Annotated in this window: 24 protein-coding genes and 1 pseudogene; 15 read left to right on the top strand and 10 right to left on the bottom strand. The window is 69.1% G+C overall.

Annotated features, from left to right (window positions below):
• Position 1 precedes the first annotated feature (1 nt).
• The 5 genes from M3Q35_RS21505 to M3Q35_RS21485 all read left to right on the top strand — a co-directional run bounded on the left by M3Q35_RS21505 (position 2) and on the right by M3Q35_RS21485 (position 3,843).
• Positions 2-598: a LuxR C-terminal-related transcriptional regulator gene (locus M3Q35_RS21505; RefSeq protein WP_273943735.1), complete on the top strand. Its 597-nt coding sequence runs from the start codon at positions 2-4 to the stop codon at positions 596-598.
• A 15-nt stretch (positions 599-613) separates the two neighbouring features.
• Positions 614-1,204 carry a TetR/AcrR family transcriptional regulator gene (locus tag M3Q35_RS21500; protein WP_273943734.1) on the top strand — a complete coding sequence of 197 codons (591 nt, stop codon included), beginning with the start codon at positions 614-616 and terminating at the stop codon, positions 1,202-1,204.
• 91 nt (positions 1,205-1,295) lie between these two features.
• Positions 1,296-2,507, top strand: coding sequence for a cytochrome P450 (locus M3Q35_RS21495; RefSeq protein WP_273943733.1), 1,212 nt, complete (start codon positions 1,296-1,298; stop codon positions 2,505-2,507).
• Positions 2,508-2,518: 11 nt separating this feature from the next.
• Positions 2,519-2,716, top strand: coding sequence for a ferredoxin (locus tag M3Q35_RS21490; RefSeq protein ID WP_273943732.1), 198 nt, complete (start codon positions 2,519-2,521; stop codon positions 2,714-2,716).
• Positions 2,713-3,843: an NAD(P)/FAD-dependent oxidoreductase gene (locus tag M3Q35_RS21485; RefSeq protein ID WP_273943731.1), complete on the top strand. Its 1,131-nt coding sequence runs from the start codon at positions 2,713-2,715 to the stop codon at positions 3,841-3,843. The genes M3Q35_RS21490 and M3Q35_RS21485 overlap by 4 nt, the downstream gene beginning before the upstream one ends.
• Before the next feature lie 336 nt (positions 3,844-4,179).
• Here the strand turns inward: M3Q35_RS21485 and M3Q35_RS21480 are convergent, their stop codons facing one another.
• A complete protein-coding gene (locus M3Q35_RS21480; protein ID WP_273943730.1) occupies positions 4,180-4,563 on the bottom strand; it encodes a VOC family protein in 384 nt (127 codons plus the stop codon).
• 159 nt (positions 4,564-4,722) lie between these two features.
• Here M3Q35_RS21480 and M3Q35_RS21475 point away from each other — a divergent pair, with 159 nt between their 5' ends.
• Genes M3Q35_RS21475 through M3Q35_RS21465 form a run of 3 tightly spaced genes read left to right on the top strand, consistent with a single transcriptional unit; the run spans position 4,723 to position 6,568 of the window.
• The gene (locus M3Q35_RS21475; RefSeq protein WP_273944415.1) at positions 4,723-5,070 is read left to right on the top strand and encodes an ArsR/SmtB family transcription factor; all 348 of its coding nucleotides are present in this window, start codon (positions 4,723-4,725) and stop codon (positions 5,068-5,070) included.
• A complete protein-coding gene (locus M3Q35_RS21470) occupies positions 5,052-5,642 on the top strand; it encodes a cation diffusion facilitator family transporter (protein WP_273943729.1) in 591 nt (196 codons plus the stop codon). Before M3Q35_RS21475 ends, M3Q35_RS21470 begins: the two co-directional genes overlap by 19 nt.
• 17 nt (positions 5,643-5,659) lie before the next feature.
• Positions 5,660-6,568: a ribonuclease Z gene (locus M3Q35_RS21465; protein WP_273944414.1), complete on the top strand. Its 909-nt coding sequence runs from the start codon at positions 5,660-5,662 to the stop codon at positions 6,566-6,568.
• 96 nt (positions 6,569-6,664) lie between these two features.
• Here the strand turns inward: M3Q35_RS21465 and M3Q35_RS21460 are convergent.
• The 3 genes and pseudogenes from M3Q35_RS21460 to M3Q35_RS21450 form a co-directional block, all read right to left on the bottom strand.
• Positions 6,665-9,409 (bottom strand): annotated as a pseudogene (locus M3Q35_RS21460) (Bbp16 family capsid cement protein); the annotation flags it as partial.
• A 38-nt stretch (positions 9,410-9,447) separates the two neighbouring features.
• Positions 9,448-10,506, bottom strand: coding sequence for a glycoside hydrolase family 71/99 protein (locus tag M3Q35_RS21455; protein ID WP_273943728.1), 1,059 nt, complete (start codon positions 10,504-10,506; stop codon positions 9,448-9,450).
• A gap of 193 nt (positions 10,507-10,699) precedes the next feature.
• Positions 10,700-14,245, bottom strand: coding sequence for a glycoside hydrolase family 3 C-terminal domain-containing protein (locus tag M3Q35_RS21450; protein ID WP_273943727.1), 3,546 nt, complete (start codon positions 14,243-14,245; stop codon positions 10,700-10,702).
• Positions 14,246-14,398: 153 nt separating this feature from the next.
• Here M3Q35_RS21450 and M3Q35_RS21445 point away from each other — a divergent pair, with 153 nt between their 5' ends.
• Positions 14,399-15,583 (top strand): ROK family transcriptional regulator, encoded by a 1,185-nt coding sequence (locus tag M3Q35_RS21445; protein WP_273943726.1) that lies wholly within the window; start codon positions 14,399-14,401, stop codon positions 15,581-15,583.
• A gap of 64 nt (positions 15,584-15,647) precedes the next feature.
• On the opposite strand, the gene M3Q35_RS21440 is transcribed toward M3Q35_RS21445, so the two are convergent.
• From M3Q35_RS21440 to M3Q35_RS21425, 4 genes are all read right to left on the bottom strand, one after another.
• The gene (locus M3Q35_RS21440) at positions 15,648-16,916 is read right to left on the bottom strand and encodes a ThuA domain-containing protein (protein WP_273943725.1); all 1,269 of its coding nucleotides are present in this window, start codon (positions 16,914-16,916) and stop codon (positions 15,648-15,650) included.
• Positions 16,917-17,167: 251 nt separating this feature from the next.
• On the bottom strand, positions 17,168-17,635 hold the full coding sequence (locus M3Q35_RS21435; protein WP_273943724.1) for an anthrone oxygenase family protein: 468 nt from the start codon (positions 17,633-17,635) through the stop codon (positions 17,168-17,170).
• A 32-nt stretch (positions 17,636-17,667) separates the two neighbouring features.
• Positions 17,668-18,396 (bottom strand): aminoglycoside adenylyltransferase domain-containing protein, encoded by a 729-nt coding sequence (locus M3Q35_RS21430; protein WP_273943723.1) that lies wholly within the window; start codon positions 18,394-18,396, stop codon positions 17,668-17,670.
• 10 nt (positions 18,397-18,406) lie between these two features.
• Entirely contained in the window at positions 18,407-19,525 is a 1,119-nt protein-coding gene (locus tag M3Q35_RS21425; RefSeq protein ID WP_273943722.1) for a cytochrome P450, read from the bottom strand.
• A gap of 306 nt (positions 19,526-19,831) precedes the next feature.
• Between M3Q35_RS21425 and M3Q35_RS21420 the strand changes: the two genes are divergently transcribed.
• Both M3Q35_RS21420 and M3Q35_RS21415 read left to right on the top strand, forming a co-directional pair.
• On the top strand, positions 19,832-20,875 hold the full coding sequence (locus M3Q35_RS21420) for a TetR/AcrR family transcriptional regulator (protein WP_273943721.1): 1,044 nt from the start codon (positions 19,832-19,834) through the stop codon (positions 20,873-20,875).
• The gene (locus tag M3Q35_RS21415; RefSeq protein WP_273943720.1) at positions 20,862-21,314 is read left to right on the top strand and encodes an RDD family protein; all 453 of its coding nucleotides are present in this window, start codon (positions 20,862-20,864) and stop codon (positions 21,312-21,314) included. Before M3Q35_RS21420 ends, M3Q35_RS21415 begins: the two co-directional genes overlap by 14 nt.
• Here M3Q35_RS21415 and M3Q35_RS21410 read toward each other — a convergent pair.
• Complete coding sequence (locus M3Q35_RS21410; RefSeq protein WP_273943719.1) at positions 21,295-21,492, bottom strand: hypothetical protein; 198 nt, start codon at positions 21,490-21,492, stop codon at positions 21,295-21,297. The genes M3Q35_RS21415 and M3Q35_RS21410 overlap by 20 nt on opposite strands.
• 78 nt (positions 21,493-21,570) lie before the next feature.
• On the opposite strand from M3Q35_RS21410, the gene M3Q35_RS21405 reads away from it, so the two are divergent.
• Genes M3Q35_RS21405 through M3Q35_RS21395 form a run of 3 tightly spaced genes read left to right on the top strand, consistent with a single transcriptional unit; the run spans position 21,571 to position 23,582 of the window.
• Positions 21,571-22,053, top strand: coding sequence for a MafI family immunity protein (locus tag M3Q35_RS21405; protein WP_273943718.1), 483 nt, complete (start codon positions 21,571-21,573; stop codon positions 22,051-22,053).
• Positions 22,050-23,006 carry a DUF1152 domain-containing protein gene (locus M3Q35_RS21400; RefSeq protein WP_273943717.1) on the top strand — a complete coding sequence of 319 codons (957 nt, stop codon included), beginning with the start codon at positions 22,050-22,052 and terminating at the stop codon, positions 23,004-23,006. Before M3Q35_RS21405 ends, M3Q35_RS21400 begins: the two co-directional genes overlap by 4 nt.
• A gap of 48 nt (positions 23,007-23,054) precedes the next feature.
• Complete coding sequence (locus M3Q35_RS21395) at positions 23,055-23,582, top strand: ATP-binding protein (protein WP_273943716.1); 528 nt, start codon at positions 23,055-23,057, stop codon at positions 23,580-23,582.
• On the opposite strand, the gene M3Q35_RS21390 is transcribed toward M3Q35_RS21395, so the two are convergent.
• Positions 23,564-24,034 (bottom strand): GNAT family N-acetyltransferase, encoded by a 471-nt coding sequence (locus M3Q35_RS21390; protein WP_273943715.1) that lies wholly within the window; start codon positions 24,032-24,034, stop codon positions 23,564-23,566. The genes M3Q35_RS21395 and M3Q35_RS21390 overlap by 19 nt on opposite strands.
• Positions 24,035-24,062: 28 nt before the next feature.
• Here M3Q35_RS21390 and M3Q35_RS21385 point away from each other — a divergent pair, with 28 nt between their 5' ends.
• Entirely contained in the window at positions 24,063-24,668 is a 606-nt protein-coding gene (locus M3Q35_RS21385) for a class I SAM-dependent methyltransferase (protein ID WP_273943714.1), read from the top strand.
• Positions 24,669-24,707 lie beyond the last annotated feature (39 nt).

The following is a 24,707-nucleotide window of genomic DNA, read 5'->3' as shown; positions in this document are numbered from 1 at the left end:
CATGGCCGTTCGGGTGCTGCTGGCCGAGGGCGATCCCGCGCTGCGGGCCGGCCTGCGGCTGCTGCTGGAGGCCGGTGGCCGGGTCGAGGTCGTCGAGGCTTCGCCGGGGCCGGGACTGCCGGCCCTGGTCCGCACGCAGCGGCCGGATGTGGTGCTGGTCGACGCCGTGTCGGCGCTGCGCGGGCTGGCCGGCGGCCCGCCGGCGGCGGTGCTCGTGTCGTCGCTTGTGGACGATGACGTGCGGCGGGCCATCGATCTCGGCGCGTTGGGCTTCCTGCTGGCCGACGCCGAACCGGAGAGCCTGGTCCGGGCGGTGCTCGACCTGGCCGCCGGCGGTGCCGTCTTCGACCCGCGGGTGGTGGTCTCGCTGTTGCCTTCGCTGCGGACGAATCCGTTGCCGGACAACGACTTTGGTCTGTCCACACGCGAGCGTCAGGTGCTGGACCTGATCGCCGGTGGCCGGTCGAACGGGGACATCGCCGTCGAGCTGGGGCTGACCGAGGCGACCGTGAAGAGCTACGTGTCGACGCTGCTGGGCAAGCTCGGTGTGCGCAACCGCGTGCAGGCCGCGCTGATCGTCCGACAGATCCGGCCGTAACGGTTACAGTGCCTCGTGACCTCGCAGCGTGTGCGCAATCCCTGGGGCCAGGGTGAGCGGCTGCGCCTGGAGATCCTCGAGGCCGCCGCGCGCCTGCTGTCCGAGCTGGGCGGCGAGGAGGGGCTGACGATCCGGGGCGTCGCCCGCGCCGCCGGCATCGCGCCGGCCAGTATCTACCAGCACTTCGCCGACAAGGCCGCGCTGGTCAAGGGCTTGATCGAGTACGACTACCAGCAGTTGACGGCGGCCATGGCCGCGGCCGAGGAGCGGTGCCCGGCCGATGCGGCGCTGGACCGGGTACGGGCGCAGATGAAGGCGTACTGCCGGTTCGCGCTGGACAGCCCCGGCCACTACCGGCTGATGGTCAACAACCGGCCGGCCACCCGCACCGGGCCGCTGGTCGACGTGGTGAAGCAGATGATCGCGGCCTTCGAGCGCTGCGAGCAGGCCGGGGTGCGGCTGCGGGTGCCGCCGCGGCGGGCCGCGGTCGTGGTGTTCGTGGCCACCCACGGCCGGGTCGCCCTCTGGCACGCCTCCGAGGACCCGGCCCAGGAGAACCTGGTCCTGGAGTTCGTCGACGAGCTGATCTCGCTCGTCACGGAGTGACCCCGGTCACCCACTCATAGTTGGATAGTGCAACCAAATGACGCTATGCTGGCCAAGTCAGTGAACGATCGTTTGGTGACTGGGGGTCACGATGACTTCTGCTGGGACCGAAACCCTGCCCGCCTATCCCATGGCCCGGGCGGCCGGCTGCCCGTTCGACCCGCCGCCCCAGCTGCTGGCGGCCGAGCCGATCAGCCGGGTGCGGATCTGGGACGGCAGCACGCCGTGGCTGATCACCGACTACGAGACGCAACGCTCCGTGCTCGGTGACCAGCGGTTCAGCGCCGACAGCCGCAAGGACGGCTTTCCCGTCGTGTCGGCCGCGGTGCGGGCCCGGCGCGAACGCGGCCGTGCGTTCATCTCGATGGACGACCCGGAGCACGACCGGCACCGCAAGATGCTCACCCGCAACTTCATGATCAAGCGGGTCGAGGCCATGCGGCCGCGCGTGCAGGAGATCGTGGACGGCCTGATCGACGACATGCTGGCCGGCGACCAGCCGGCCGACCTGGTGGCCGACTTCGCGCTGCCGGTGCCGTCGCTGGTGATCTGCGAGCTGCTCGGCGTGCCCTACGCCGACCACGACTTCTTCCAGGCCCGCAGCAAGAAGATCGTCAGCCGCAGCACGACCGTCGAGGACGCCGTCCAGGCCACCGAGGAGCTGCGCTCGTACCTGATGGACCTGGTGCTGGCCAAGGAGAAGGAGCCGACCGACGACATGATCGGGCGGCTGGTCGCCGACCAGCTGGCCAACGGCGAGCTGACCCGTGACGAGGTCGTCGGCATGGCCTCGCTGATGCTCATCGCCGGGCACGAGACCACCGCCAACATGATCGCCCTCGGCACGCTCGCGTTGCTGGAGCACCCGGCCCAGTTGGCCGAGCTGCGGGGCACCGACGACCCCAGGCTGATCGCCAATGCGGTCGAGGAGTTGTTGCGGTACCTGACGATCGTGCACGGCGGGCGTCGTCGCGTCGCCACCGAGGACGTCGAGATCGCCGGGCAGCTCGTTCGGGCCGGCGAGGGCGTCATCCTGGCCAACGACGCCGGCAACCGCAACCAGGACGCCTTTCCGGAGCCCGACCGGCTGGACATCCACCGGCAGGCCCGCCACCACGTCGCTTTCGGCTTCGGCGTGCACCAGTGCCTCGGGCAGCCGTTGGCGCGGATGGAGTTGCAGGTCGTCTACAGCACGTTGTACCGCCGCATTCCCACGCTGGAACTGGCCGTCCCGTTCGAGGAGATCCAGTTCAAGCACGACGCGTTCGTGTACGGCGTCCACTCGCTTCCCGTTACCTGGTAAGGACTTCTGTCATGAAGGTTGTCGTCGATCAGGACAAGTGCGTCGGCGCCGGGCAGTGCGTGCTGCTCGCCCCGGACGTGTTCGACCAGCGGGACGAGGACGGCGTTGTCGTGCTGTTGCAGGAGTTTCCTCCTGCGGAGCTGCACGACGACGTCCGGCAGGCCGCCCGGGTGTGTCCGGCGCTGGCCATCGAGCTGGACGAGCAGTGATCGCTGTTGTCGGGGCGTCGGCCGCGGGCCTCACCGCGGCCCAGACGCTCCGCCGTGAGGGATATACGGGGCCGTTGACGGTCATCGGCGACGAGCAGCACATGCCGTACGACCGTCCGCCGCTGTCCAAGCAGGTTCTCTCCGGCGTTTGGGAACCGTCGAAGGTGTCGTTGCCGTCCACTGTGGAGGATGTGGACTGGAAGCTGGGCGTGCGAGCCGTCGGTTTGGATGTCGGGGGTCGTCGGCTCGCACTGTCCACAGGGGACTCTCTGGACTACGACAAGCTCGTCGTCGCCACCGGGGTCTCGCCGCGTCGGCTGCCCTCCTCGTTGGCCGGCGTGCACACCTTGCGGACCTTGGACGATGCCTTGGCGTTCAAGGAGGAGCTGGCCGCCGCTCGGTCGGTGGTGATCGTCGGCGCCGGCTTCATGGGCTCCGAGGTCGCCGCGGTGGCGTCGTCGCTGGGGGCTGACGTCACCGTCGTCGATCCCTTGGCAGCGCCCATGATCCGTCAGTTCGGGCCGTGGCTCGGCGATCTTGTCGCCAAGCTGCATGCCGACCATGGCGTACGGATGCGTTTGGGCGTCGGCGTTTCCGGGCTTGTCGGTTCCGGCCGGGTTTCCGCGGTGGAGTTGGCCGACGGCACGTCGTTGCCGGCCGACGTGGTGCTGGTGGCCATTGGTTCCGTGCCGAACACCTCGTGGCTTGCTGGCAGCGGTCTTTCGTTGACCGATGGCGTCGACTGCGATTCCCTCTGCCGGGCCGCGCCCAACGTCGTGGCCTGCGGCGATGTCGCCTCGTGGACACATCCAGTGCAGGGACGGCGGATTCGGGTCGAGCATCGGATGAACGCCACCGAGCAGGGCATGGCCGCCGCTCGGACGCTGTTGGGCAAGGGGTCGCCGTATTCGCCGATCCCGTACTTCTGGACCGACCAGTACGACGTCAAGATCCAGGCCTACGGCACGTTCCCGGTCGACGCCGTGCCCTCCGTCGCCGCCGGCGATGTCGGCACCGGCCGTTTCGCGGCGGTGTACGTGGCCGACGGTCGGGTGACCGGTGTCGTCGGCTGGAACCTGCCCCGGGAGACCCGGCAGCTGCGGGCCCGTATCGGCGAGCCGGCTTGATCGATTTGAGCAGCCCCCGAATCCATTCTACCGGCCCAACCTGGGAACCCCTCCCGGCCGAGCTCGGCGCACCGCCACTCGGCCGGCGTTGCCAGGTTGATCTGGTTGGCTCGGTTCGGGGGCGGCTCAGCTCCGGTCGATCTTGAACGCCCTGGTTCGCCCAGCTCACCCGACCGGCCATTTATGACCGGTCGGTGACCTGGTCCGGGCAACCGCGGCCAGGCAGGATGGATCTCGTCGGTCACGGGCATCGCGTCCTTGGGGGAGGGGACGCGCCCCGCGGCTCTCGGCTCGCCGGGCCCGGACCCCCAGAACCGGGGTCCGGCGAGCCGTTCCTCAGGCGCCGCTGCCGTAGTCGCGGGTCAGGATCTCCAGGTTGTGCCCGTCGGGGTCCGGGAAGTAGACGCCCTGGCCCCCGTCATTGGTGTTGATCTCGTTCGGCTGCTGCCGGTGCGGGTCCGCCCAGTACGGCAGCCCCGCCGCCCGGATCCGGTCGAAGATCGGCTGAAACTGCTCGTCCGCCACCTTGAAGGCGTAGTGCAGCGAGCCGATCTCCCCCTCCGCGCGCATGAAGTCGAGGCTCACGCCGTTGTCCAGCGTGACCACCTGGAACGGCCCGAACGTCACCGGCTCGGCCACCCCGAGCAGCTCGGCCAGGAACGTCGCGGACTTGTGGGGGTCGGAAGCGGGGACGATGGTGTGGTTCAGTTCGACGGCCATGTCTCCACGGTAGAACCTCAAGTCCGCTGGAGGTCCAGCGCTGTTTTCCCGCGCAAACACCCCCTCAGCTCGCACTAGCAAATGTCACATACGCGTCGTACTTGCCTCTCTGCGGCACCTGCGGACCGCATGTGACGGTGTTAGCATCGCTCAGTGACGATGATATCGCTGCAAGCGGAATCGCCCGAGGCTGAGCGGGAGGGGCTGCTGCCGGCGGCGGCGTTGTTTCGGTCGCTGGGGGATCCGGCCAGGCTGGCGATCCTGCGAAGGCTGGCGGTGGGGCCGGCGAGGGTGACGGACCTGGTGGCGGCGCTCGGCCTGGCGCAGTCGACGGTGTCGAAGCATCTGGCCTGCCTCCGCGGCTGCCAACTGGTGGACTCGGAGCCGGTGGGGCGGGCGTCGGTGTTCCGGCTGACGCAGCCCTCGGTGGTGGAGCTGCTGGCGGCGGCGGAGTCGGTGTTGGCGGCGACGGGCAACGCGGTGGCGCTGTGTCCGACCTGCGACTGAAGCTGGCGGCCCGGGCCCGGCTGCTGTCCTGGATCTCGCTGGCCTACATGGCGGTCGAGGGGACAGTGGCGCTGTGGGCGGGCGCGAAAGCGGATTCGGCGGCGCTGCTGGGGTTTGGGCTGGACTCGGTGATCGAGGGCCTGGCCAGCATGATTGTCATCTGGCGGTTCAGCGGGGCCAGGACGTTCTCCGAGGAGGCGGAGGGGCGGGCGCGCAAGGCGGTGGCGGTGACGTTCTTCCTGCTCGCGCCGTACATCGTGATCGACGTGCTGCTGTCGGGACGGCCGGAGCCGAGCTGGGTCGGCATCGGCCTGGCGGTGGCGAGCCTGATCGTGATGCCGCTGCTGGGCGTGGCCAAGAAACGGCTGGGCGCGCGGCTGGGCTCGGGGGCGACGGCCGGGGAAGGGACGCAGAACCTGCTGTGTGCGTACCTGGCCGGGGCGGTGCTGCTGGGCCTGCTCGGCAACGCCCTGTTCGGCCTCTGGTGGCTGGACCTGGCGGTGGCGCTGCTCGTGGCCGGCCTCGCCGTCCGTGAAGGCATCGAGAATTGGCGTGGCGACGACTGCTGCTGATTGGCCAGGATGGACGGGTGTCCCAGCGTGAACTCGTGGTGCTCGGCTCGGCCAGCCAGACGCCGACCCGGAACCGCAACCACAACGGCTACCTGCTGCGCTTCGACGCCGAGGGCATCCTCTTCGACCCCGGCGAGGGCACGCAGCGGCAGATGATCCAGGCCGGGCGCGCGGCCAGCGAGATCACCCGCATCTGCGTCACCCATTTCCATGGCGACCACAGCCTCGGCCTCGCCGGCACCATCCAGCGGCTGTCACTCGACGACGTGCGGCACCCGGTGCACTGCTACTACCCGGCATCCGGGCAGGTGTACTTCGACCGCCTCCGGCACTCGACCTCCTTCCACGAGCGGGCAACGCTGGTCACTCATCCGTTGCATGTGGACGGTCCGGTCGACGACCAGCTCTCCGTCGCCGCGCTGGAGCACCGCATCGACTGCTACGGCTACCGCTTCGCCGAGCCCGACGGCCGCCGCATGCTGCCCGATCGCCTTGCCGCCCTTGGCATTCGCGGCCCCCTCGTCAGCCAGCTCCAACGCGCCGGCACCATCGCCGTCGACGGCCGCACGATCTCCCTGGACGAGGTCAGCGTCCCCCGGCCCGGCCAGGTTTTCGCCTTCGTCATGGACACCCGCCTCTGCCCGGGCGCTGTGACTCTGGCCCAGGACGCCGACCTGCTCGTCGCCGAGTCCACCTTCCTCGACGACGACCGCGAGTTGGCCCACACCTACTACCACCTCACCTCCCGCGAGGCCGGCCGCCTCGCCACTGAGGCCGGCGCCCGCGAGCTGGTGCTGACCCACTTCTCCCAGCGCTACCCGTACGACGAGGCCGAACGCTTCCGCGACGAAGCCGCCCAGGAGTTCAAGGGCGAGATCCACCTGGCCGTCGACCTGGCGACGATTCCGCTGCCCAAACGCCGCTGAGCGGTGGCCGGCCGGGACAAGGGAACCGGCCGGCCACCGCGCGGGGTCACGAGATCGTGACCGTGCCGGACAGGGGAGAGAGCGGGAAGAGCCGCCGACACGGATGGTGTTGGCGCCGGTGGCCTTGGTCCAGCCGTTGGCCCAGTACTGGAAGCTGCGGGCGTCCAGGGTCAGCGAAACGTGCTGGGACTGGCCGGGGTTGAGGGTGACGCGCGTGAAGCCGCGCAGGTTGTTGGGCGGCTCGCCGACGGACGAGGGTTGGCCGACGTAGACCTGGGCGACCTCGGTGCCGGCGCGTGAACCGGTGTTGGTGACGTCGAAGGCGACCGTGACGTTGCCCGCTGAGTCCGGAGTGGACAGTGTGAGGCCGGAATAGGCGTAGCTGGTGTAGGAAAGGCCGAAGCCGAAGGGGAACATGGGGGTCACGTGCTGGCTGTCGTAGTAGCGGTAGCCGACGTTGAGGCCCTCGGAATACTGGACGGTGCCGTTGGCGCCGGGCCACTGGGCGGTGGTGTGGGCGGGAACGTCGGCCAGTGACGTGGGGAAGGTGACGGGGAGCTTGCCGGAGAAGTTGGTGTCGCCGAACAGAAGTGAGGCGATGGCGGTGCCGTCCTCCTGACCGGGAAACCAGTTCTCGACGATGCCGCGCACGGAACCGGCCCACGGCATGGTGACGGCGGAGCCGGAGTTGACGACGACGATGGTGTTGGGGTTGGCCGCGGCGACCTGGCTGACCAGGGTGTTCTGGTCGGCGGAAAGGTCGATGTTCGGGAGATCGCCGCCCTCGGAGCCGGCGTTGCTGACGAAGACGACGGCGGTGGAGGCGGCGCGGGCGGCGGAAACGGCCTGGCCCAACAGGTCCTGGTTGGGGATCTGCCACCCGAGGTTGAGCTGGCTGCCGCCGCCGTCCTGGAAGTAGTCGACCTCGATGCTGACGGCCTGCCCGGCGGTCAGCGAGATGGTGCCGGTCTTGGTGGTCGGCGGCTGGTCGGCCCAGTTGCTGATCACCTGCTGCCCGTTGACGAACAGCCGGCTGCCGTCGTCACTGGTCAGCGAGAACGTGTAGGTGCCGGTGGTGGGTGGGGTGAGTGTGCCGGTCCACTTGGCCGACCAGTTGGTGGCGGGCACGCCGGCGGTGGGCGACTGGGTGCCCCAGATGAAGTCGACGTTCGGATCGGTCCTGGTCAGCAGCGGCGGCCCGGACAGGCCGGTGCCGCTGTAGAAGGTGGCGGTGAGGCCGTTGCCGAAGGCCGACGGGTCGACGATCTCGCCGTTCGGCGCGGCGACGCCTTGGGAATAGGTGACGGTAGAGCCCGAAGCGCGGGATTTGATGCCCTGGTACGGAGTGACGACGTGCGGGGCGTTGACGTGCGCGGAGCCGCCGCCGGCGGTCAGGGCGTTCTGACCGGCGTCGTCACCGATCACGGCGATGGAGCCGGAACCCAGTGGCAGCGCGGAGTTGCTGTTCTTCAGCAGGACCGCGCCCTCCTGCGCCACCTGACGGGCGACGGCGGCATGGGCGTCGGACGTCACCACGGAGTTGATCGTGCCGGTCGGGGAGTGGTCGAACAGCCCGGCGCGGAACATGGCCACGAGGATGGCCCGCACATGGCTGTCAATGGTAGCAACGGAAACCTGCCCGCTGGCCACGGCCTGGGTGAGCGGCGCGCCGTAGTACTGGCTGCCGTCCATCTCCATGTCCATGCCGTTGGTCACGGACGGAACCGTGGAGTGGGTGCCGCCCCAGTCCGAGGTGACGAAACCCGAGAAACCCAGCTGTTGCCGGAGAATCGTGTTCAGCAGCTGGCCGTTCTCGCAGGCGAAGGTGCCGTTGATCTCCGCGTACGAGCACATCACGGAGTCGGTCTGGCCCTGCTGCACGGCCGCCTGGAACGCCGGCAGATAGATCTCCTGCTCGGTCCGGTCGGAGACGATCGCGTTGTCCTGGGCGGTGTTCCGGTACGTCTCCTGGTTGTAGACGGCGTAGTGCTTGACCTGTGTCATCGGCCCCTGCGTGCGAATCCCTTGCAGGTCAGCCGCCCCGAGCTGGCCGGCCAGGTACGGGTCCTCGCCCAACGACTCGAAAGCCCGGCCCCAACGTGGATCCCGAACGATGTTGATCGTTGGACCAAGGACGAGGTTCGCGCCCTTGCCCCACTCCTCGGCCCCGATCACGCCGCCGTACTGCTTCATCAGCGCGCTGTCCCAGGTTGCGGCGCCGGCCACGGGCGCCGGGAGTTGGGTGACGCCGACCGCGCCGTCGGCGACACCGGCCGGGCCGTCCTGGAGGTGCAGGCCGGGAATCCCAAGGCGGGCAATGGGATCTACGCAGGCGCCGTAGCCGCAGGACGCCCCGCCGTGCATCATGGTCAGCTTCTCGTCGGTGGTCATCTGGGCCAGCAGCGCATCCGCCCGCTGCTCCGGCGAGCCGGTCGGCGGCGGCGCGGACGGCGTGCCGTAGACCTGGAACTCCGACACCTGCCCGGCCGGCCAGCCGGTGTTGGCGGTGAACGTCAGTCGCACGTACCGCTGCGTGCTGCCGGGCAGCGAGATCGTGACCTTGTTGCCGGTCGCCGGATCGAAGCCGTAACCCTTGCTGGCCACCAAGGTGGAGAAGTTGGTGCCGTCACTGCTGCCGCTCACGGTCAGGGTCTGCGTGCGGGCGCCCCACGCGGTGGACGGCGGCAGCGTGAGGGTGATCGAATTGAGCGGGCTGCCAGCGCCGAGATCGACCTGAAGCCATTGCGGGAACGCGTTGTTCACGCTTTCCCAGTAGCTGTTGGTGTTGTTGTCGTTGGCATTGCCCGGTGGGAAGCCGCCTTGCGACCCGCTGGCGGTCATTGCCTTGCCCAGCGCCAGGTTCACGTCGTTCGGGACCGTCACGGCCGGATCGAACCTGTCCACCCAGTACTTGGTCCGGTCCAGGTACGCCGTCGACGAGGCGGTGCCGGTCTGGCCGTATGCGCCGTCGTAGGTGAGATATCCTTGCCCCGCAGGGGATTCGAGCTGGCCGGCTCGATCTGGGAGCCCTCGTGCCACTCGTTGAACGAGGTCACCGACACCCAGTCCGGGTTGCCGCCTATGTTCGGGCTCAACGCGTTGTTCCACGTCTTGTCGTACTCGGCCCCGTTGTCCCGGTTGACGGTCGGCGTGGTGTTGCCGGGCACCGCGCGGTCGTCGAGGTAGCCAGGGGCAACGGAAGGTGCCCACACCATGCCGTGCTGGTGGCAGTACGCCCCGGCGTTGGCCCAGCCGGGCGCGGTCGCGGCGGCGATGCCGTCATAGGTGTACATGCCGTTGAAGTGAGCGACCTTGGTGGTGTCGGTGGTCTGCGCGAGCACGATGTTGTTGCCGGTCACCGAGTCCAGTGCGGACCAGTCGGTGATGTTCAGGCTGTCGAAGATGTAGAACGCTGGTTTGTTGCCGTGCAAGGGATCCCGGTAGAACGCCGGGCTGGAACCGTAGTGGGCGTTGAGGTAGTTGACGTCCGACGCCACCGAGGCCCCGGTGCGGTTGCCGTACGGCTCGATGTGCCAGGCGACGCGGATGCCGTGGCGGGCGGCGGCCGCCAGTACGCCGGCGGCCAGACCGTCCTCATAGGACCCCTGGCCCCACCAGCTGTAGATGATCACGCCCGCGCCGGAGCGTGCGATCCAGGTCATCTGCTGGTCGACCGCGCCGGCGAAGTCGCCGGAGTCGTACGGCCCGAGCGAGGGGTAGAAGTTGGCGCCGATGTCGTCGGGCGGGGTGTGCCCGCCCTGGTCCCAGTGCCGGTAGCTGCCGTTCACGGTCGGGCTGCCGTACCAGGGGTAGTAGAACAGCTGGACCTTGTCGGACAGTCCGGCCGAATTGCGGGCGAGCGCCGCCGGGGTGTGCACGGCGACCAGGGCGCCGAGCAGCAGGGCCACGACCGCGATCAGGCTTCGCAAGCTTCGCATGGCAGGGTCCATTCGGAAGCCGGGGTGACACGGATGTGCACCGACCATAGGCATCTGAACGGAAAGCCGCAAGAGAGCGACTGGCTAACGCAAAATACTGACACGAATGACTCTGGACGTGCGGGGAAGCGGTGCGGGCATGCGGGTGCCCCGCCCGGTCGACGCTGACCGGGCGGGGCGGTCTCGACGGCCGTCAGCCGACGGCGATGGCGAACACGTGCAGCTTGGGCTGGCCCTGCGTGGCGACCGAGGTGACGTTGGGCAGCGTCACCACGGAGATCGTCTTGCCGGCCTGGAGCGGGACCGACGAGTAGTACATGTTGACCTTCTGCGTCTGCTGCCCGCCACCGTTGTTCAGGTACGGCAGCGCGGCCACCACGTCCTCGCCGGGGATCGACGGCGACTGCCACCAGTCGTTGAAGCCCAACGCGAACTGCTGCGTGGTGCCGTCGGTGTAGACGATGGTGCCACCGCCCGACGGCGTGCCCGAATCACCGGTGCCGATGAAGCCCAGCTTGCTGCCGGACCCGTTGAGCAGCACCGATTGCCCGCCGGTGAGCACGTTGTCCAGCTGCCCGCCGCCGGAAGTCGGCCAGGTGAAGGTCAGGCCGTCGTGCTGCACGGCGCCGCCGGAGGCGAGCCCGGCCGCGGCCAGCGCCTGGGCCGAGTAGCTCAGGCCGCCGCCGTCCAGGTTGGCGGCGCCGGTGTTGTGGTCGTCGCTGATGCCGACGTTGTTGTACGCGGCGGAAAGCGACGGGTACGGCACCGAGGTCTGGCCGACATCCGTTCTGGTGCCGGCACTGGTGGTCGCCGTGGCACTGAACGGATAAGTGGCAGCCGCGGCGTCAGCGGGGGCGGTGATCTGCCAGGTCGTCTTCACGGTCTGGCCGCCGGCGACTGACGGGAACGTGGCCGGAGAGGTCGCCGTCGCCGTCCAGCCGGCCGGCGCGGTGATCGACATCGTCACGTTGCTGATGGCCGAGCTGCCGCCGTTGGCGAACGTCGTCGTGGCGGTGATGCTGTTGCCCGCCTTGACGATCGGCGGGATGGACAGCGTCAGCGAGTGCCCGACGACGATCACCGCAGTGCCGGAGACGCCGTTGACCGTGACCTTGATCGTGGCCACGCCGTCGCCCGCCGCGCGGACAAGGCCCTTGGCGTCGACGGTGGCCACGGCGGTGTTGCTCGACGCGTAGGTCACCTTGGCCTTGGACAGGTCCACAAAGGACTGGTCGTTGTTCACGGCCAGCACGATGTTGTCGGCCGCGGCGTGCTGCTGACCGGTGTCGTCGGCGATCCACTTGTTCCTGCCGGTCAGGTCGATCGTGTCGCCGGCCCGGTACACCACGGCCCCGGGCTGCACGGTGACGTAGGAGATCTTCGGCGTGATCGCCCCCGTCACCGTGGTCTGCACGCTACTGGCGACGTCACGGGAGTTCGACGCCACCTGGAACTGGTACACGCCGTCGTACACGGCCTGCTTGGCACCGTCCCACTGGGACAGATCGGCAAGGCGCACCGGAATGGTGATCCTCTGCGACTGCCCCGGCTTGAGCACGTCGGTCTTCTTGAAGCCGGCCAACCGCTTCACCGGCAGCTGCACGTTCGGCACGGTGAACTTCTGCGCCGCGTAGAGCTGCGCGACCGTGGCACCGGCGACGCTACCGGTGTTGGTCACGGTGAACGAGACGTTCACGGTGCCGTCGGCGTTGACCGTGGACTTGTCGATGGACGCCGGCGAGTAGCGATAAGTCGAATAGCTCAGGCCGTAGCCGAACGGATAGCTCGGCGTGCCGGTGAAGTACTGGTAGGTCCGCCCCAGACCGCCGGTGTCACCAGGAGTCAGCCCGTAGGAGTTCATCGGCGGCAGCTGCGAATCGTCCTTGTACCACGTGAAGTTGAGGTGGCCGCTCGGATTCTGCTTGCCGGTCAGCACATCGGCCAGCGCCGCGCCCTGAGCCTGGCCGTTGTAGCCGGAGAACACGATCGCCGGCACGGAACCCTGCACATCGTCGAGCACGACCGGCCCGTCGGACTGCACGACCAGCGCGGTGTTGGGGTTGCCCAGCGCCGCGACCTGCGTGATCAGCGAGTGGTAGTTGCCCGGGATGGCCAGCGTGCTGCGGTCGTGGCCCTCATTGGCCACACTTCCGTCCGTGCCAACGAATTCCACCACCAGGTCGGCGCTCTTGATGTCGGCCTGGGTCTGCGCCGACAGCACCGCGGGGCCGGTGGATCCGGTGGACGTGCCGGCGGCGTCGAAGATCACCTGTGCCCCGGGCAGCGCGGCCTTGATGCCGCCGACCGCCCCGACCTGCACGTTCGGCGAGCCCGAGTAGTTGCCCAGGGTGACCTTGTTGGCCATGTCGCCCAGCACCACCACCTTGTGCACCTTCGACGGCGTCACCGGCAGCACGTTGTGGTCGTTCTTCAGCAGCACCAACGAGTTGTCAGCCACCTTCTGGGCCAGCGCCTGATGCGCCGGGCTCTGGATGGTGTCCTTGGTGATGTTCGTGTACGGCACGCTGCCGACCGGGTCGAACTCGCCGGTCCGCATCCGGATGGTGAACACCGGCACCAGCGCGGCATCCAGCACGCCCTCGCTGAGCACGCCGGCGTTGATCGCCTCCTGGATGTTGGGCAGGGTGTTCTCCTCGCCCGGGCAGTTCAGCGCGGTGCCGGCCCGCAGCGCGTACGCCTGACCGCCGGCCGGGCCGGAAACCTTGGTGCCACTGGCGGTGTTCGTCCACGTCGCGCCGACGTCCTTGCCGTCGGTGGTCCAGCCGGGCGGCGCCCAGTTGTGGCCGCCGTTGGGCTGCCGGTAGGTGGTGCCGACCGCGCCGCAGTCCGACGTGATGTAGCCGCCGAAGCCGTAAGTCCGCTGCGCCAAGGCATTCGTGGTGTACGTGTCGGCAACCGACGGGGTGCCGTTGATCGCGTTGTACGAGGTCATGAGCCCGGCGACGTGCGCGTTCTCGATCAGGTCGCGGAACTGCGCCGTGTAGTAGTCGCGGATGTCGGTGTCGCTGGCGTCCGAGCTGATGCCGGTGCGGTTGAGCTCGACGTCGTTGAGGGCGTAGTGCTTGGCCGTCGCCGCGACCTTGAGGTACTTGTCCGGCGTGCCGTCGGCCTTGTTGCCCTGGTAGCCGTTGACGAACGCGCCGGCGATCTGACCGACCAGATAAGGGTCCTCACCGAACGCCTCGTCGGTGCGGCCCCAGCGCGGGTCGCGGTCCATGTTGACGGTCGGGGCCCAGTAGGTCAGCGAGCCGTAGTTGTTCACGTCCGGCCCGATGTTGTTGGCGCTCACGCCCCACAGCGACTTGTCCAGGAAGCCGCGGACCTCGTCGGACACCGCCGTCGTCTCCTGGTACACCAGGTCGGGGTCCCAGGCCATGCTGGACGCGAAGTTGGTCGGGAAGCTGGTGGCGTGCACCTGCTCCGGCGGGGTGTTGGGGTTGGTCGACGCGCCGAGCCGGTTGATGCCGTGCTGGCCCTCGTTCCAGTAGGTGTACTGCTGCACACCGAGTCTGGGGATCGCCGGCCCGCTGTTGGTGGACAGCTGGCGTACCTTCTCCTCCAGCGTCATCCGTGACACGAGGTCGGCGGCGCGCTCGGCGAAGGAGTAGTGCGTGTCCTTGTAGATGGGGGCGGGATCGGTGGCAGCCGCGCTGCCGCTGGTGAGGGCCAGGGCGCAGACCACCGCGCACGCCGAGGCCACAGTCGCCGTTATCCGCATGACTTTGGCTGCCTCCGTCGTTGGAGAAGCTCGAGTGCGGGGCTGGCGGCAAGGCCACTAAGGCTGGTTTTAGCCCAAAAGTGACGCCCCGGCAGGACTACAAGCTTAGGATTGTCCGGTAGTGAACCTAAGTCAAGGTGTTACCGTGACCGCATGGCGCAGGCTCCGCTCAACCTCAGGGAAGAAGGCCGGTTGCGGGTCCTTCAGGCCCTGCACCGCACCGGCCACAGCAGCCGGGTGGAGCTGGTCCGGCAGACCGGGCTGTCCAAGGCCACGGTGTCCACACTCGTCGCGGACCTGATGGCGGGCGGGCTGGTGCGCGAGGACGACGAGCCGACGGGCGAGACCCGCCGCACCGGGCGGCCGGCCCAGGGGCTGTCGCTGGTGCCGACCGCGGCGTACGCGCTCGGCGCGGACATCGGCCACCAGCACGTCCGGGTGGTGCTGTGTGACCTGCTCGGCACGCCGCTGTGGGACCGGTTCGTGGTCAAGGAGGTCGACCGTGAGCCGTCCCAGACCCTGGACCTGGTCGCCGATCTCGTGGCGCAGGCCTTGCAGGACAACGACATCCCGGTGCAGCGGGTGCTCGGCATCGGCGCCGGCATCGCGTCTCCGGTCGAGCGCAGCGGCGAGCTCGGCCACTCGATGATCATGTCGGCCTGGGCCGGCCTGCGACCGGCGTGGGAGCTGGAGCGGCGCACCGGTCTTGCCGGCCTGGTCACCAACGACGCCAACGCCGGCGCACTGGCCGAACGGCTCTACGGGGTCGCCCGCGACACCGGGGACATGGTGTACGTGCGGCTGTCGGCCGGTATCGGCGCGGGCATTGTCGTTGACGGACAACTGATGCTGGGCGCCCGCGGCCTGGCCGGCGAGGTCGGGCACCTGCTGGCCGAGCCGGGCGGGCGGATCTGCCGCTGCGGCAACCGGGGCTGCCTGGAGACGGTGGCCAGCCCGGTCGCGGTGGCCGAGCTGCTGGCCCGCAGCTGGGGCGAGCCGGTGACGCCGCTGGACCTGCCGCGGCTGGTCGCCGAGGGCAATCCCGGGGCCTGCCGGGCGATCGAGGACGCCGGCGAGGCCGTCGGCCGGGTGCTGGCGTCGGTCGTCACCCTCGTCGACCCGGAACTCGTTGTGGTGGGCGGGGATCTGGCCTCGGCCGGTGAGCTGGTGCTGGCCCCGATCCGGTGGAACATCCGCAAGCACGCGCTGTCGCTGGGCGGGCAGCAGGTGTCCGTGGTGGCGGGGGAGCTGGGAGATCGGGCCGAGGTACGCGGTGCCGCGGGGATCGTGCTGTCCAACGCGCCCCGGCTGCTCGCGACGGCCGCCAGCGCGGCGTGACAGTGGTGCAGGGAAGGACGCCTTACCTGCGTTGAATGCAGGTAAGGCGTCCTTCCCTGCGTTGCTACGGCTGCTGCTGCAAGCGGAACGACTGCGACGCGACCCCGGTGCAGGTGGCCTGGGTCAGCTGCGTGCCGTCCCCGGAACCCGAGGTGGTCAGGCACTTCTGGGTGGCCATGCTGGTGAAGTGCCAGTAGCCGCCGGGCTCCTGGACCGCCTGCCACTGCTGGTTCGTGCCGCCGCCGTAGGCCCACAGCTGGATGCCGGCGCCGTCGGCGGTGGAGCGGCCGGACACGTCCAGCGATTCCGCGGTGTTGGCCCGGTTGTTCACCCGTAGCCACGGGCCGTTCGTGCCCTGGAACTGGAACTGCTGGGCGTTGCTGTTGTTGCACGCGTATTGCTGGATCGCGGTGCCGTTGGTGGTGCCGGCGCCGCGGGCGTCGACGCACTTGTTGTTGCCCTTGTTGACCAGGCTGAAGTAGCCGCCCGGATTGATCTGGTCAGTGGGGGCGTCCGTGGTGGCGCCGCCGCCGAGCCAGAGCAGCCCGTCGATGATGAACTTGTCCTGGGTCGGATCCGCGAAAGTGGACGACAGTGGCGTCTTCGTCTGGTAGTTCATCGCGTCGTGGCCGAAATTGGCGTACAGCATCTTGTACTGCTTGTTCGTCCACAGAATCGGGTAGTAGCCGCTGTACCAGGACTGGTTGGGGTCGGTGCCGACCGGGAAGCTCGACGCGTCGACCGAGGCCAGGACCTGGATGTTCGGGTTCTGTCGCAGGTCGTTGTGCCAGCTGTACCATTCGCTCACGCCGGCCATCCAGGTCGTCGGCAGTCGCCGCGTCGCCGGGTGGGACGAATCCGTGTGCAGAATGGCGGTGGTCGGGAACCATGTGTTGTTGTTGAAGGTTCCGGTGCCCATCAGCGTGTTGTTGAACCACGACCAGCCGGTGCCGGAATCATTGTAGGCCGACACGTGCCAACCGAAGTAGGCGCCACCGTTCTGCATATAGTGCTGGAACCCGGCGCGCTGGCCGGAATCCGTCGGCACATCGTCGAGGAACATGACGACATTGGCCTGCGCGGTGGTGAGGCTGGTGAGCATCGACCAGTTGTTGGTCTGGGTGTACGAGAAGTTGTACTGCGCCGCGACCTGGGGGAACCAGACCGCTGCCTCCTTTTCGAATGCGATGTGCGCGTCGTCGTACGTGCCGCTGTAGAAGGCGATGACCTTGAACTGCGGCGCCTGCGGCGCGGCGGGGGTGTTGGCTGCCGTGGACAACAGCAACACCAGGGACAGCGCGGCGACGACCGCGCGCGCGAGTCTCGATTTCACTGGGACCCTTTCCGTTCAGGGCGACGGGTAGGGGCCGTCCGAGCTGGCGGTCTGCGGAGCGACGTGCAGTCAAGGAAGCATAAATCCACCACTTAGTTCAAGACTCTAATTAGGGGAGGGTCGACGTTCGGCGCGGCGGTCACGGTCATTGCGCCTTTTGGCCCCGGATGGACTCATGCGCCGATCGGGAAAAGAACCCCCTGGGTGCCTTACCGGCACTCAGGGGGTGGGAATTGTCGTGTTTCTTTGTTTCAGTTCAGCGCGAGCGTGACCACCAATGCGACCAGGCCGGCGGTGCTGGTCAGCGTGCGCGCGTTGTTCCAGCGCACCCAGCGCGGCTCGAACTCGCGCCACGCCGTGCCGGGATCGGCCGGGTCGGCCTTGTCGATGGCGTTGTTGAGCGGGATGTTGATGCGGAAGGTGATGATCAGCGCCGTGCCGAACAGGACAAGGCCGGCCGCCTCGCCGAGCGCTTTCGGCCAGTTGCCGGCGAGCCCGTCCACGACGATCGACACGGCCGTGAGCAGCGGTGCGCCGACGAAGCTCAGGGCGAACCAGCCGTTCAGGATCGCGACGTTGATCCCCTGCATGGTCCGCACGCGGACCGCGTCGTCGGTGCGCCGCAGCCCCGGCATGACCGCGACGCTGAAGGTGTAGAACAAGCCCGCGCCCAGGCCGGTCGCCACGGTCGCGAGGACGAGCACGATTTGTCCGAACATGGCATCCAGTGATGCTCAGGCGCGGCCTGGCGTCAACAGCAACTTGTGATCGCCGCTTGCAGGTAGGCGAAGCCGGCGGCCTGCCGGTCGGGGTCCGGCGGTCCGCCTTCGCCCAGCCGGGTTGTCCGGTGCCGCAACGCTTCCTCGATGATCGCCCGGTGTTCGGGGAAGGCCTGGACGGCGTGTTTCGCGGCGCCCGACTTGGAGGTGATGTCGCCCGTGACCATCGAGTAGTGCAGCCGGCTGATGCCCAGCACGACCCAGGCGATGCCGACCGCGTAGGCCAGGTCGGCCGGGTCGTCGAGGTGCTGTCGCCAGTACGTGTTCGCGTTGCCGCGCACCCATTCCCGCAGCTCGTCAGGATCCGCGTGCACGTTCAGCTCCGCCGGCCGCGGGCCCCTCAGGGTCACGCCGTACTTGGCCAGCGTGGTCCACTCCACCGGCGACCGGCCCTCGTTGCCGAGGCTGAGTCGGCCGTCGAGCTGGTAGTAGCCGCCGCTCAGTTTTGCCGGGCTGGTGCGGAGATCGTCGAACGTCACGTACTGGCCGTCGAGCTTGTCCAGGCCCTGGTGGACTTCTCGCAGCAGCTCCGGGTCGGGGTCGTCGACGACCGCGATGAAGTCGACGTCCGAGACCTCGTCGTGGAAGTCGTCCAGGGCAAGGGACCCGACCAGGTAGAGGCCTTGCAGGGAGCCCGGGCTCCGCTGGTCCATGCGCTGCGTGTAGCGGTCGACGAGGTCCTGCGCCCGTGGTGGCAACATGATCACCACATTAGGCCGTCCGGACCGGCAGGGTGGCGAGCCGCCAGTTGCCGGGGTCGGGCACGCGCACCGGATCGGCGGCCAGGCGCAGGTCGGGGAAGCGTGCGAACAACGTCGTCAGGGCGACTTCGGTCTCCAGCCGGGCCAGTGCTGCGCCGAGGCAGAAGTGCGCGCCGTGGGCGAAAGCCAGGTGTGGTCCCGGGGTGCGGGTGACGTCCAGGCGATCGGGGTCGGGGAAGACCGCCGGGTCGCGGTTGGCCGACAGCATCGACACCGTGACGCGCTCGCCCTTCGGAATGCGTACGCCGCCGATCTCCACGTCCTCCGTGGTGAAGCGGGGGACCGTCAGCAGCTGCGGCGTGCACCAGCGCAGCAGCTCCTCCACCGCTCGCGCCGGATCTTCTTGCAGCAGTGGGATTTGGTTGGGGTTGTCGAGCAACGCCGCCACGGCGTTGGCGATCAGGTTGCCCGGGACCTGCCCGGCCAGCACCAGATGCCACACCAAGACCACCAGCTCGTCGTCCGTGGCCTCGGTCTGCACCAGATCCGCGAGCACGCCCTGGCCCGCCTTGGCCCTGGCCCGTGCCACCGCCGCCTTCGCGCCGGCGATCACGTCGGGGATCGCCTCCTGGAACGCCTGCCCCTGACCGCCGGCCACCGCGATGCCGACCTTGCGCCACATCGGCCGTTCCTCGTCGGCGATGCCCACCAGGTCGCAGATCACCTCGATCGGCATCGGGTGGGCGAAGTCCGTGAGCAGATCGAAGACGTCCGGCTGGTCCCTGAGCAGGCTCTCCACCGTTTGTTCGATGTGTGGCCGAAACTCGGCGATCCGGCGCGCCGTGAACGCCGGCGCCGCCAGCCGTCGGAGCCGGGCGTGGTCCTGGCCTTCGAGCTCGCCCAGGTTCGGCGTCTCCGGCAGGCCTTCCGGCCGCATCGCGTAGCTCTCCCGGGCCAGCCGGAACCGGGGATCCGTGAGCACCTGCCGGGCCTCGTCGTGCCTGGTCACGATCCATAACGTGCCCAGCCCCGGCACCTCCATCGTCGCCACCGCCGACTCCTTCCGGGCCTGGGCATAGGTGGCCACCGGGTCGAGCAGGGCAGCGGGGTCGGTCGGGTCAATCCGCATGATCACTCCATTCAGATGATGAGATCATATGTTTCTACCATCTGAGTGATGACGGTATCTTCGCGACAGGCAGCGGTGCAACCATGAGCTGGTCGCCGCGGCAAGCGGGCCTGACGGCGAGTGGGTGGAGAAGGCTGGCGTGGTGCCGGCAGCGGCGTGGTTGCGGGACGGGTGGCAAGCGGCTCAGTGGCCTGGCGGCGCGGCGGCATGATCGGCGGCGGTTCCGGCGGCGGGGAGCAGTGACAAGGTGGCGGGCTCGGCGAGGGGCGGGTCGCAGGTGGCGGTGCCGCGTGAGCGAGGAGAGGCATGGCTCGGCTGACCAGGGCGGAGGCGCAGGAGCGCAACCGGGGCAGGGTGCTGGCGGCGGCCAGGGCGGAGTTCGCGGAACGGGGCTTCCGTGAGACGAAGATCGACGCCATTGCCGAGCGGGCGGAGCTGACCCGAGGGGCGGTGTACTCGAACTTCCCGGGCAAGCGGGCGCTGTACTTCGCGGTGCTGGCCGAGGACGCCGAGAACGCGGAGCTGCCGGGTGACTTCGAGGTGGGGCTGACGCCGCGGGAAGCGCTGGCGGCGTTCGCCCGGGCCTGGGTGACGCGGCTGCCGCTGGTCAACGACCGAGAAGCGGCGCGGCTGGGACTGGATCTGATGCCGGAAGTCCTGGCGTCGGAGCAGACGAGCCGTCCCTATGCCCAACTCAGCCGGTTCACGGCGAGCCTGCTCGGCCTGGCCCTCGAAAGCCTGAGCCCGCTGAGCGGCCGGCTGGTGCGGGTGGCGGAGTCGGCGCTGACCATGCTGCACGGGGCGAGCCAGCTGGCGGTGGCGGCGCCGGGTTTCGTTGAGCCGTTCAACGTGATCGCGGCGTGCGAGTCCTTCGCCGATCTGGCGCTCAACGACAGCTGGCCGCCGCGGCCGCCGATCGTGGCCCAGGTTCGGGGCGTGGACGAACCCTGGAGCCCGCCGGCGGCGGTGGACCTGTTGACCGGGGAGCCGATCCGGGCGGCCAAGGGCGTGGTGGCGGTCCTTGGCCTGCACCGGTTGTCGGCGGCGGAGGAGATGATCCGCGCGGCGTCGCCGTCGGACGACGTGACGATCGCGATCGTCACGGGCGAGCCGGCCGAGCTGTCGGCGCTGGCCCGGCTGGTGCTGGCGGACTTCCGCTGGCATCTGCGCCAGGCGTTTCCCGTCCCGGCCTGGCCGCGTGTGCAGATTGTCGTCGACGACGCGGGCGAGCTGGCCGCCGCGGCCGGCGTACCGGCCACAGTGGACGGAACCGAGGTCGGGATCCGGGTGCGGGGCGGGCGGATCGTCCGGCGGGCCGAGGGATTCGGTGCCAGCTATGCCGTCTGCTGAGACCTACGACCAGACACGTGTGGTGTCGAGGCGTTGCGCGCAGTGGCTGCTCGACCGGCTGCTCGTGTTCGTGCCGTCAGCCGTGCTGCTCGTCGTGCTGGTGTTCGTGGTGTACGGCAACCAGTCCCTGCTGTTCCTGCCGCCCACGGTTTTCCTTGTCGCACTGCTGATCGGAGGTCTGGTGGTCGACGTGTGGGTGCCGAACCGCACCGGCGGCCGGACGCCGGCGATGCGGCTGCTCGGCCTGCGGATCGTCACCGAGTGGGGCGGTAGGCCGACACTGCGCATGTACGCGTTCCGGTGGCTGCTCATGGTGGTCGACGGCTTCGCGTTCGGCCTGGCCGGGCTGATCGTGATGCTGCTCAGCCCGCGCCACCAGCGCGTCGGCGACCTCGTCGCCCGCACACTGGTGGTCCGTGTTACTGCCGCCGCTGCGTGACGAGACCGGCCACGCCCTGCACGATCATGGCGATGCCACAGAGGAAGACAATGCCCTGGATGACGAGTTGTTCCGTGCCGGTGCCGTACCAGCCTTGCGTGTATCCGACGGCGGTCAGCCCGGCGATCACCAATCCGCTGGCGGTGCGCAGCCACGAGGTGCGAAGCTCCTTGGTCATGACACCGATCCTCGGCTCCCTCGCCGCCCGCCACCTCGGCCCGGCGAGTGGTTCCGCCTCAGACTTTCGGCCGATCTGATGCAGCCGTGGGACGAGACGGTGTTCGACGAGCTGTGCGCGCTGCTGCCCGCCGAGCAGGCCGCCGATGCGCGGGATTACCTGGACCACAACGAGTCCGCGTTGGCCTTCGAGACCGCCGTCGATCACCTGTCCGAGGAGTCCGTGCCGATCAGTGCCGCCCTGCGCGGCCGCATCGCCGAGGCGGCCGCGTCCAGCAAGCGGGTCTTGGACAGCCTGCCGTACTGCCCGGACGTCGACCGGCCGCGGTGGCGCAAGGTCGAGGACACCATGGAGGGCCTGGAGATCGGGGAGCGCCTGCCGAGTCCGGTCGATGTCGCCTGGCTGGCCTGCAACCGATGCCCCGAGGTGCTGTTCCGCTACGACTCGCAGGCCGCGCTGATGGGGAAGGTCCCGTATCGGCAAGGCATTCTCCTCGCGGACGGCGGTGTTGAAGAGGTGGTCGGGCGCGGGGTGGATCGGTTGGAGAGGTGTTGGCTGTGAGCTCGTTGGTGGTGCCGCCGCTGTTCGCGCGGTTGGCTGGGGCGGAGCGTGTGCTGCTGGCCGGCGCGGGCGGCGGGTTCGACGTGTATGCCGGCCTACCACTGGCGATGGCGTTGCGAGGTATGGGAAAAGAGGTGCACCTGGCCAACCTGTCCTTCAGCGACCTGGACGGCCTGGACATCGACGACTGGATCGAGCCGAGCCTGGCTGCGGTGACGCCGGACAGCCCTGGCGGGGAGGGCTATTTCCCGGAGCGAACGTTGGCGCGTTGGCTTGCGGCGCAAGGGATTCCGTCGACCGTGTATGCGTTCCCGCGTATCGGGGTGCAACCGTTGCGAGCGGCGTATCAGACGCTGGTGCGGCGGCACGAGCTGGACGCGATCGTGCTGGTCGATGGCGGCACGGACATCCTGATGCGAGGCGACGAAGCCGGCGTCGGTACGCCGGAGGAGGACATGGCCAGCCTGGCGGCGGTGGCGGGACTGTCCGGAGTCGACCGTGTGGTGGTCAGCCTCGGCTTCGGGATCGACGCCTTCCACGGTGTCAGTCACGCCGACGTGCTGGAGAATCTCGCTGCCCTGCAACGGGAAGGCGGCTACCTTGGCGCCCTGTCGATCCCGCCGGACTCGCCGGAGGCGCTGGCCTATCTCGACGCCGTGGCGCACGCGCAGGCGTCCACGCCGCTGCGGCCGAGCATCGTCAACGGCCAGATCGCGGCGGCGGTGCGGGGTGAGTTCGGCAACGTGCACGTGACGACCCGAACCGGCGACAGCGAGCTCTTTGTCAACCCGCTCATGGCCGTCTACTTCACGGTCGACCTGATGTGCCTGGCCCGCACGGTGAAATACCTCGACCAGCTGGAACGAACCCGCACCATGACCGAGATCGCCTACGCCATCGAGGACTACCGGGACTTGGTGATCCGCCGGCCGCGTCGCAGCCTGCCGCACTAGACCGAAACGCGATTGAGCGGTTCCGGCTGCCGACGCTAGGTTCGGCCGGTGGACAACGTGGACGTGCTCGTGCTGCACGGATCGCCGGGCGCCGGGAAGACGACGCTGGCGCGGGTCATCTCCGAGATCCTGCGGGAGGCCGACCTGGCCTACGGGGTGATCGACATGGATGAGATCTCCATCGTGCATCCCAGTCCGGGCCGTTCCTTCGCGCGCGAGAACCTCACGGCCATCTGGCCCCGCTATGCCGCGGTTCCCGGCCTGCGGCTGCTGCTGCCGACCGTCCTCGCGGACGAGCAGGAGCTGGTGCTCCTGCGCGCCGCCCTCCCGGGCGCGAACCTGACGGTGTGCGAGCTGACGGCGCCGGAAGCGGTCCTCAAGGAGCGGGTGACGGCGCGCGAGCCGAACGAGTTCTGGCGGGAGGGTCTGCGGCGCTGGGTCGACGTCTTCCACGCGCGCGACGATCGGCACCGGATCCGGGACTTCCTCGTCTCCACGCACGAAAGGTCGGAGGAGGACGCGGCCAGGGAGATCGTCGACAAGCTCGGCTGGCTCGGCTACAGCTCCAGGCCGTAGGCCAGCAACGAGAAGGTCGGACTGAGATGGTCGCGGTCCGGGGTCCGCACGAAGCCGGCCTTCTCGTACAGGCGATGGGCGGCCACCATCGCCGGCTGCGAGAACAGCACCAGCCGTTGCAGCTGCCACTCCACACCGAGGTCGACCACGGCCCGCACCAGCGCCCGCCCGACGCCGCGGCCCTGCGCCGACGGGGCGACGGCCAGGGCCCGGACCTCGGCCTCCTCGGGCCCGGTGGCCATGTCGCTGTCCTCGTGCCAGCGCTCCAGCATGATCGTGCCGAGAAGTTCTTTGTCGTCCACGGCGACCAGGACCACGCCGTGCTCGCCCAGCGCGCGCAGGCGATCCGCGTAGGTCGGGATGGCGTCGAGGAAGTGCCCGGCGTGATAGGCCGCCACCCGCAGCTCGCCGACCTCGGCCAGTTCGGCCGGCGTGGCCGTTCGCACGATCATCACGCCATTCAAGCGCCAGGATGGGCCCATGTCATGGGATGAGGCGGCGGCGAATTTCGACGACGAACCGGACCACGGGCTGCGCGACCCCGCGGTGAAAGCGGCCTGGGTCGCCCTGTTGGCACCGATGGTGCCTTCCCCGCACGCCCGGATCGCCGATCTGGGCTGCGGCACCGGCAGCGTCTCGGCGCTGTTCGCGCAGGCCGGACACGACGTGCACGGCGTCGACCAGTCGCCCCGCATGCTGGAGATCGCCCGCACCAAGTGCGCCGACACCATCGATTCGGTGAGGCTGCGGGCCGGTGACGCCGCCGCCGGTTCCGTGACCCTGCTGCTCGGCGACGCCGCCGATCCGCCGCTCGAACCCTGCTCCTACGACCTGGTCTTCGCCCGGCACGTGCTGTGGACGCTGCCGCCGGCGGCCGTCCGGAAATGGGTCGCGCTGCTCCGACCGGGCGGCCGGTTGCTGCTGGTCGAAGGTCGGTGGTCGACCGGCGCCGGGCTCACCGCCGACCAGTGCCGGCGGCTGGTCCTGAGCCATCGCCGGCACGTCGACGTGCGGATGCTGACCGATCCGGCGCTGTGGGGCGGCCCGATCGACGACGAGCGGTACCTGCTGGTCAGCGACGCGTAAGATGTCAAACGGGAACGGGTCTTACGAGAGGGGAAACGG

Origin of the sequence: Kutzneria chonburiensis (assembly GCF_028622115.1) — a bacterium.
Classification (GTDB): domain Bacteria; phylum Actinomycetota; class Actinomycetes; order Mycobacteriales; family Pseudonocardiaceae; genus Kutzneria; species Kutzneria chonburiensis.
Note: the sequence above shows the minus strand (reverse complement) of the source record. Positions and strands in the feature narration are given on the sequence as shown.

Coding starts and splice junctions, on each gene's coding strand:
- M3Q35_RS21435 (WP_273943724.1), bottom strand. CDS start 17,635: ATGTTCGGACAAATCGTGCTCGTCCTCGCGACCGTGGCGACCGGCCTG.
- M3Q35_RS21410 (WP_273943719.1), bottom strand. CDS start 21,492: ATGACCAAGGAGCTTCGCACCTCGTGGCTGCGCACCGCCAGCGGATTG.
- M3Q35_RS21420 (WP_273943721.1), top strand. CDS start 19,832: ATGGCTCGGCTGACCAGGGCGGAGGCGCAGGAGCGCAACCGGGGCAGG.
- M3Q35_RS21415 (WP_273943720.1), top strand. CDS start 20,862: ATGCCGTCTGCTGAGACCTACGACCAGACACGTGTGGTGTCGAGGCGT.
- M3Q35_RS21495 (WP_273943733.1), top strand. CDS start 1,296: ATGACTTCTGCTGGGACCGAAACCCTGCCCGCCTATCCCATGGCCCGG.
- M3Q35_RS21430 (WP_273943723.1), bottom strand. CDS start 18,396: ATGTTGCCACCACGGGCGCAGGACCTCGTCGACCGCTACACGCAGCGC.
- M3Q35_RS21445 (WP_273943726.1), top strand. CDS start 14,399: ATGGCGCAGGCTCCGCTCAACCTCAGGGAAGAAGGCCGGTTGCGGGTC.
- M3Q35_RS21475 (WP_273944415.1), top strand. CDS start 4,723: ATGATATCGCTGCAAGCGGAATCGCCCGAGGCTGAGCGGGAGGGGCTG.
- M3Q35_RS21455 (WP_273943728.1), bottom strand. CDS start 10,506: ATGCGAAGCTTGCGAAGCCTGATCGCGGTCGTGGCCCTGCTGCTCGGC.
- M3Q35_RS21425 (WP_273943722.1), bottom strand. CDS start 19,525: ATGCGGATTGACCCGACCGACCCCGCTGCCCTGCTCGACCCGGTGGCC.
- M3Q35_RS21450 (WP_273943727.1), bottom strand. CDS start 14,245: ATGCGGATAACGGCGACTGTGGCCTCGGCGTGCGCGGTGGTCTGCGCC.
- M3Q35_RS21505 (WP_273943735.1), top strand. CDS start 2: ATGGCCGTTCGGGTGCTGCTGGCCGAGGGCGATCCCGCGCTGCGGGCC.
- M3Q35_RS21490 (WP_273943732.1), top strand. CDS start 2,519: ATGAAGGTTGTCGTCGATCAGGACAAGTGCGTCGGCGCCGGGCAGTGC.
- M3Q35_RS21405 (WP_273943718.1), top strand. CDS start 21,571: ATGCAGCCGTGGGACGAGACGGTGTTCGACGAGCTGTGCGCGCTGCTG.
- M3Q35_RS21480 (WP_273943730.1), bottom strand. CDS start 4,563: ATGGCCGTCGAACTGAACCACACCATCGTCCCCGCTTCCGACCCCCAC.
- M3Q35_RS21390 (WP_273943715.1), bottom strand. CDS start 24,034: ATGATCGTGCGAACGGCCACGCCGGCCGAACTGGCCGAGGTCGGCGAG.
- M3Q35_RS21385 (WP_273943714.1), top strand. CDS start 24,063: ATGTCATGGGATGAGGCGGCGGCGAATTTCGACGACGAACCGGACCAC.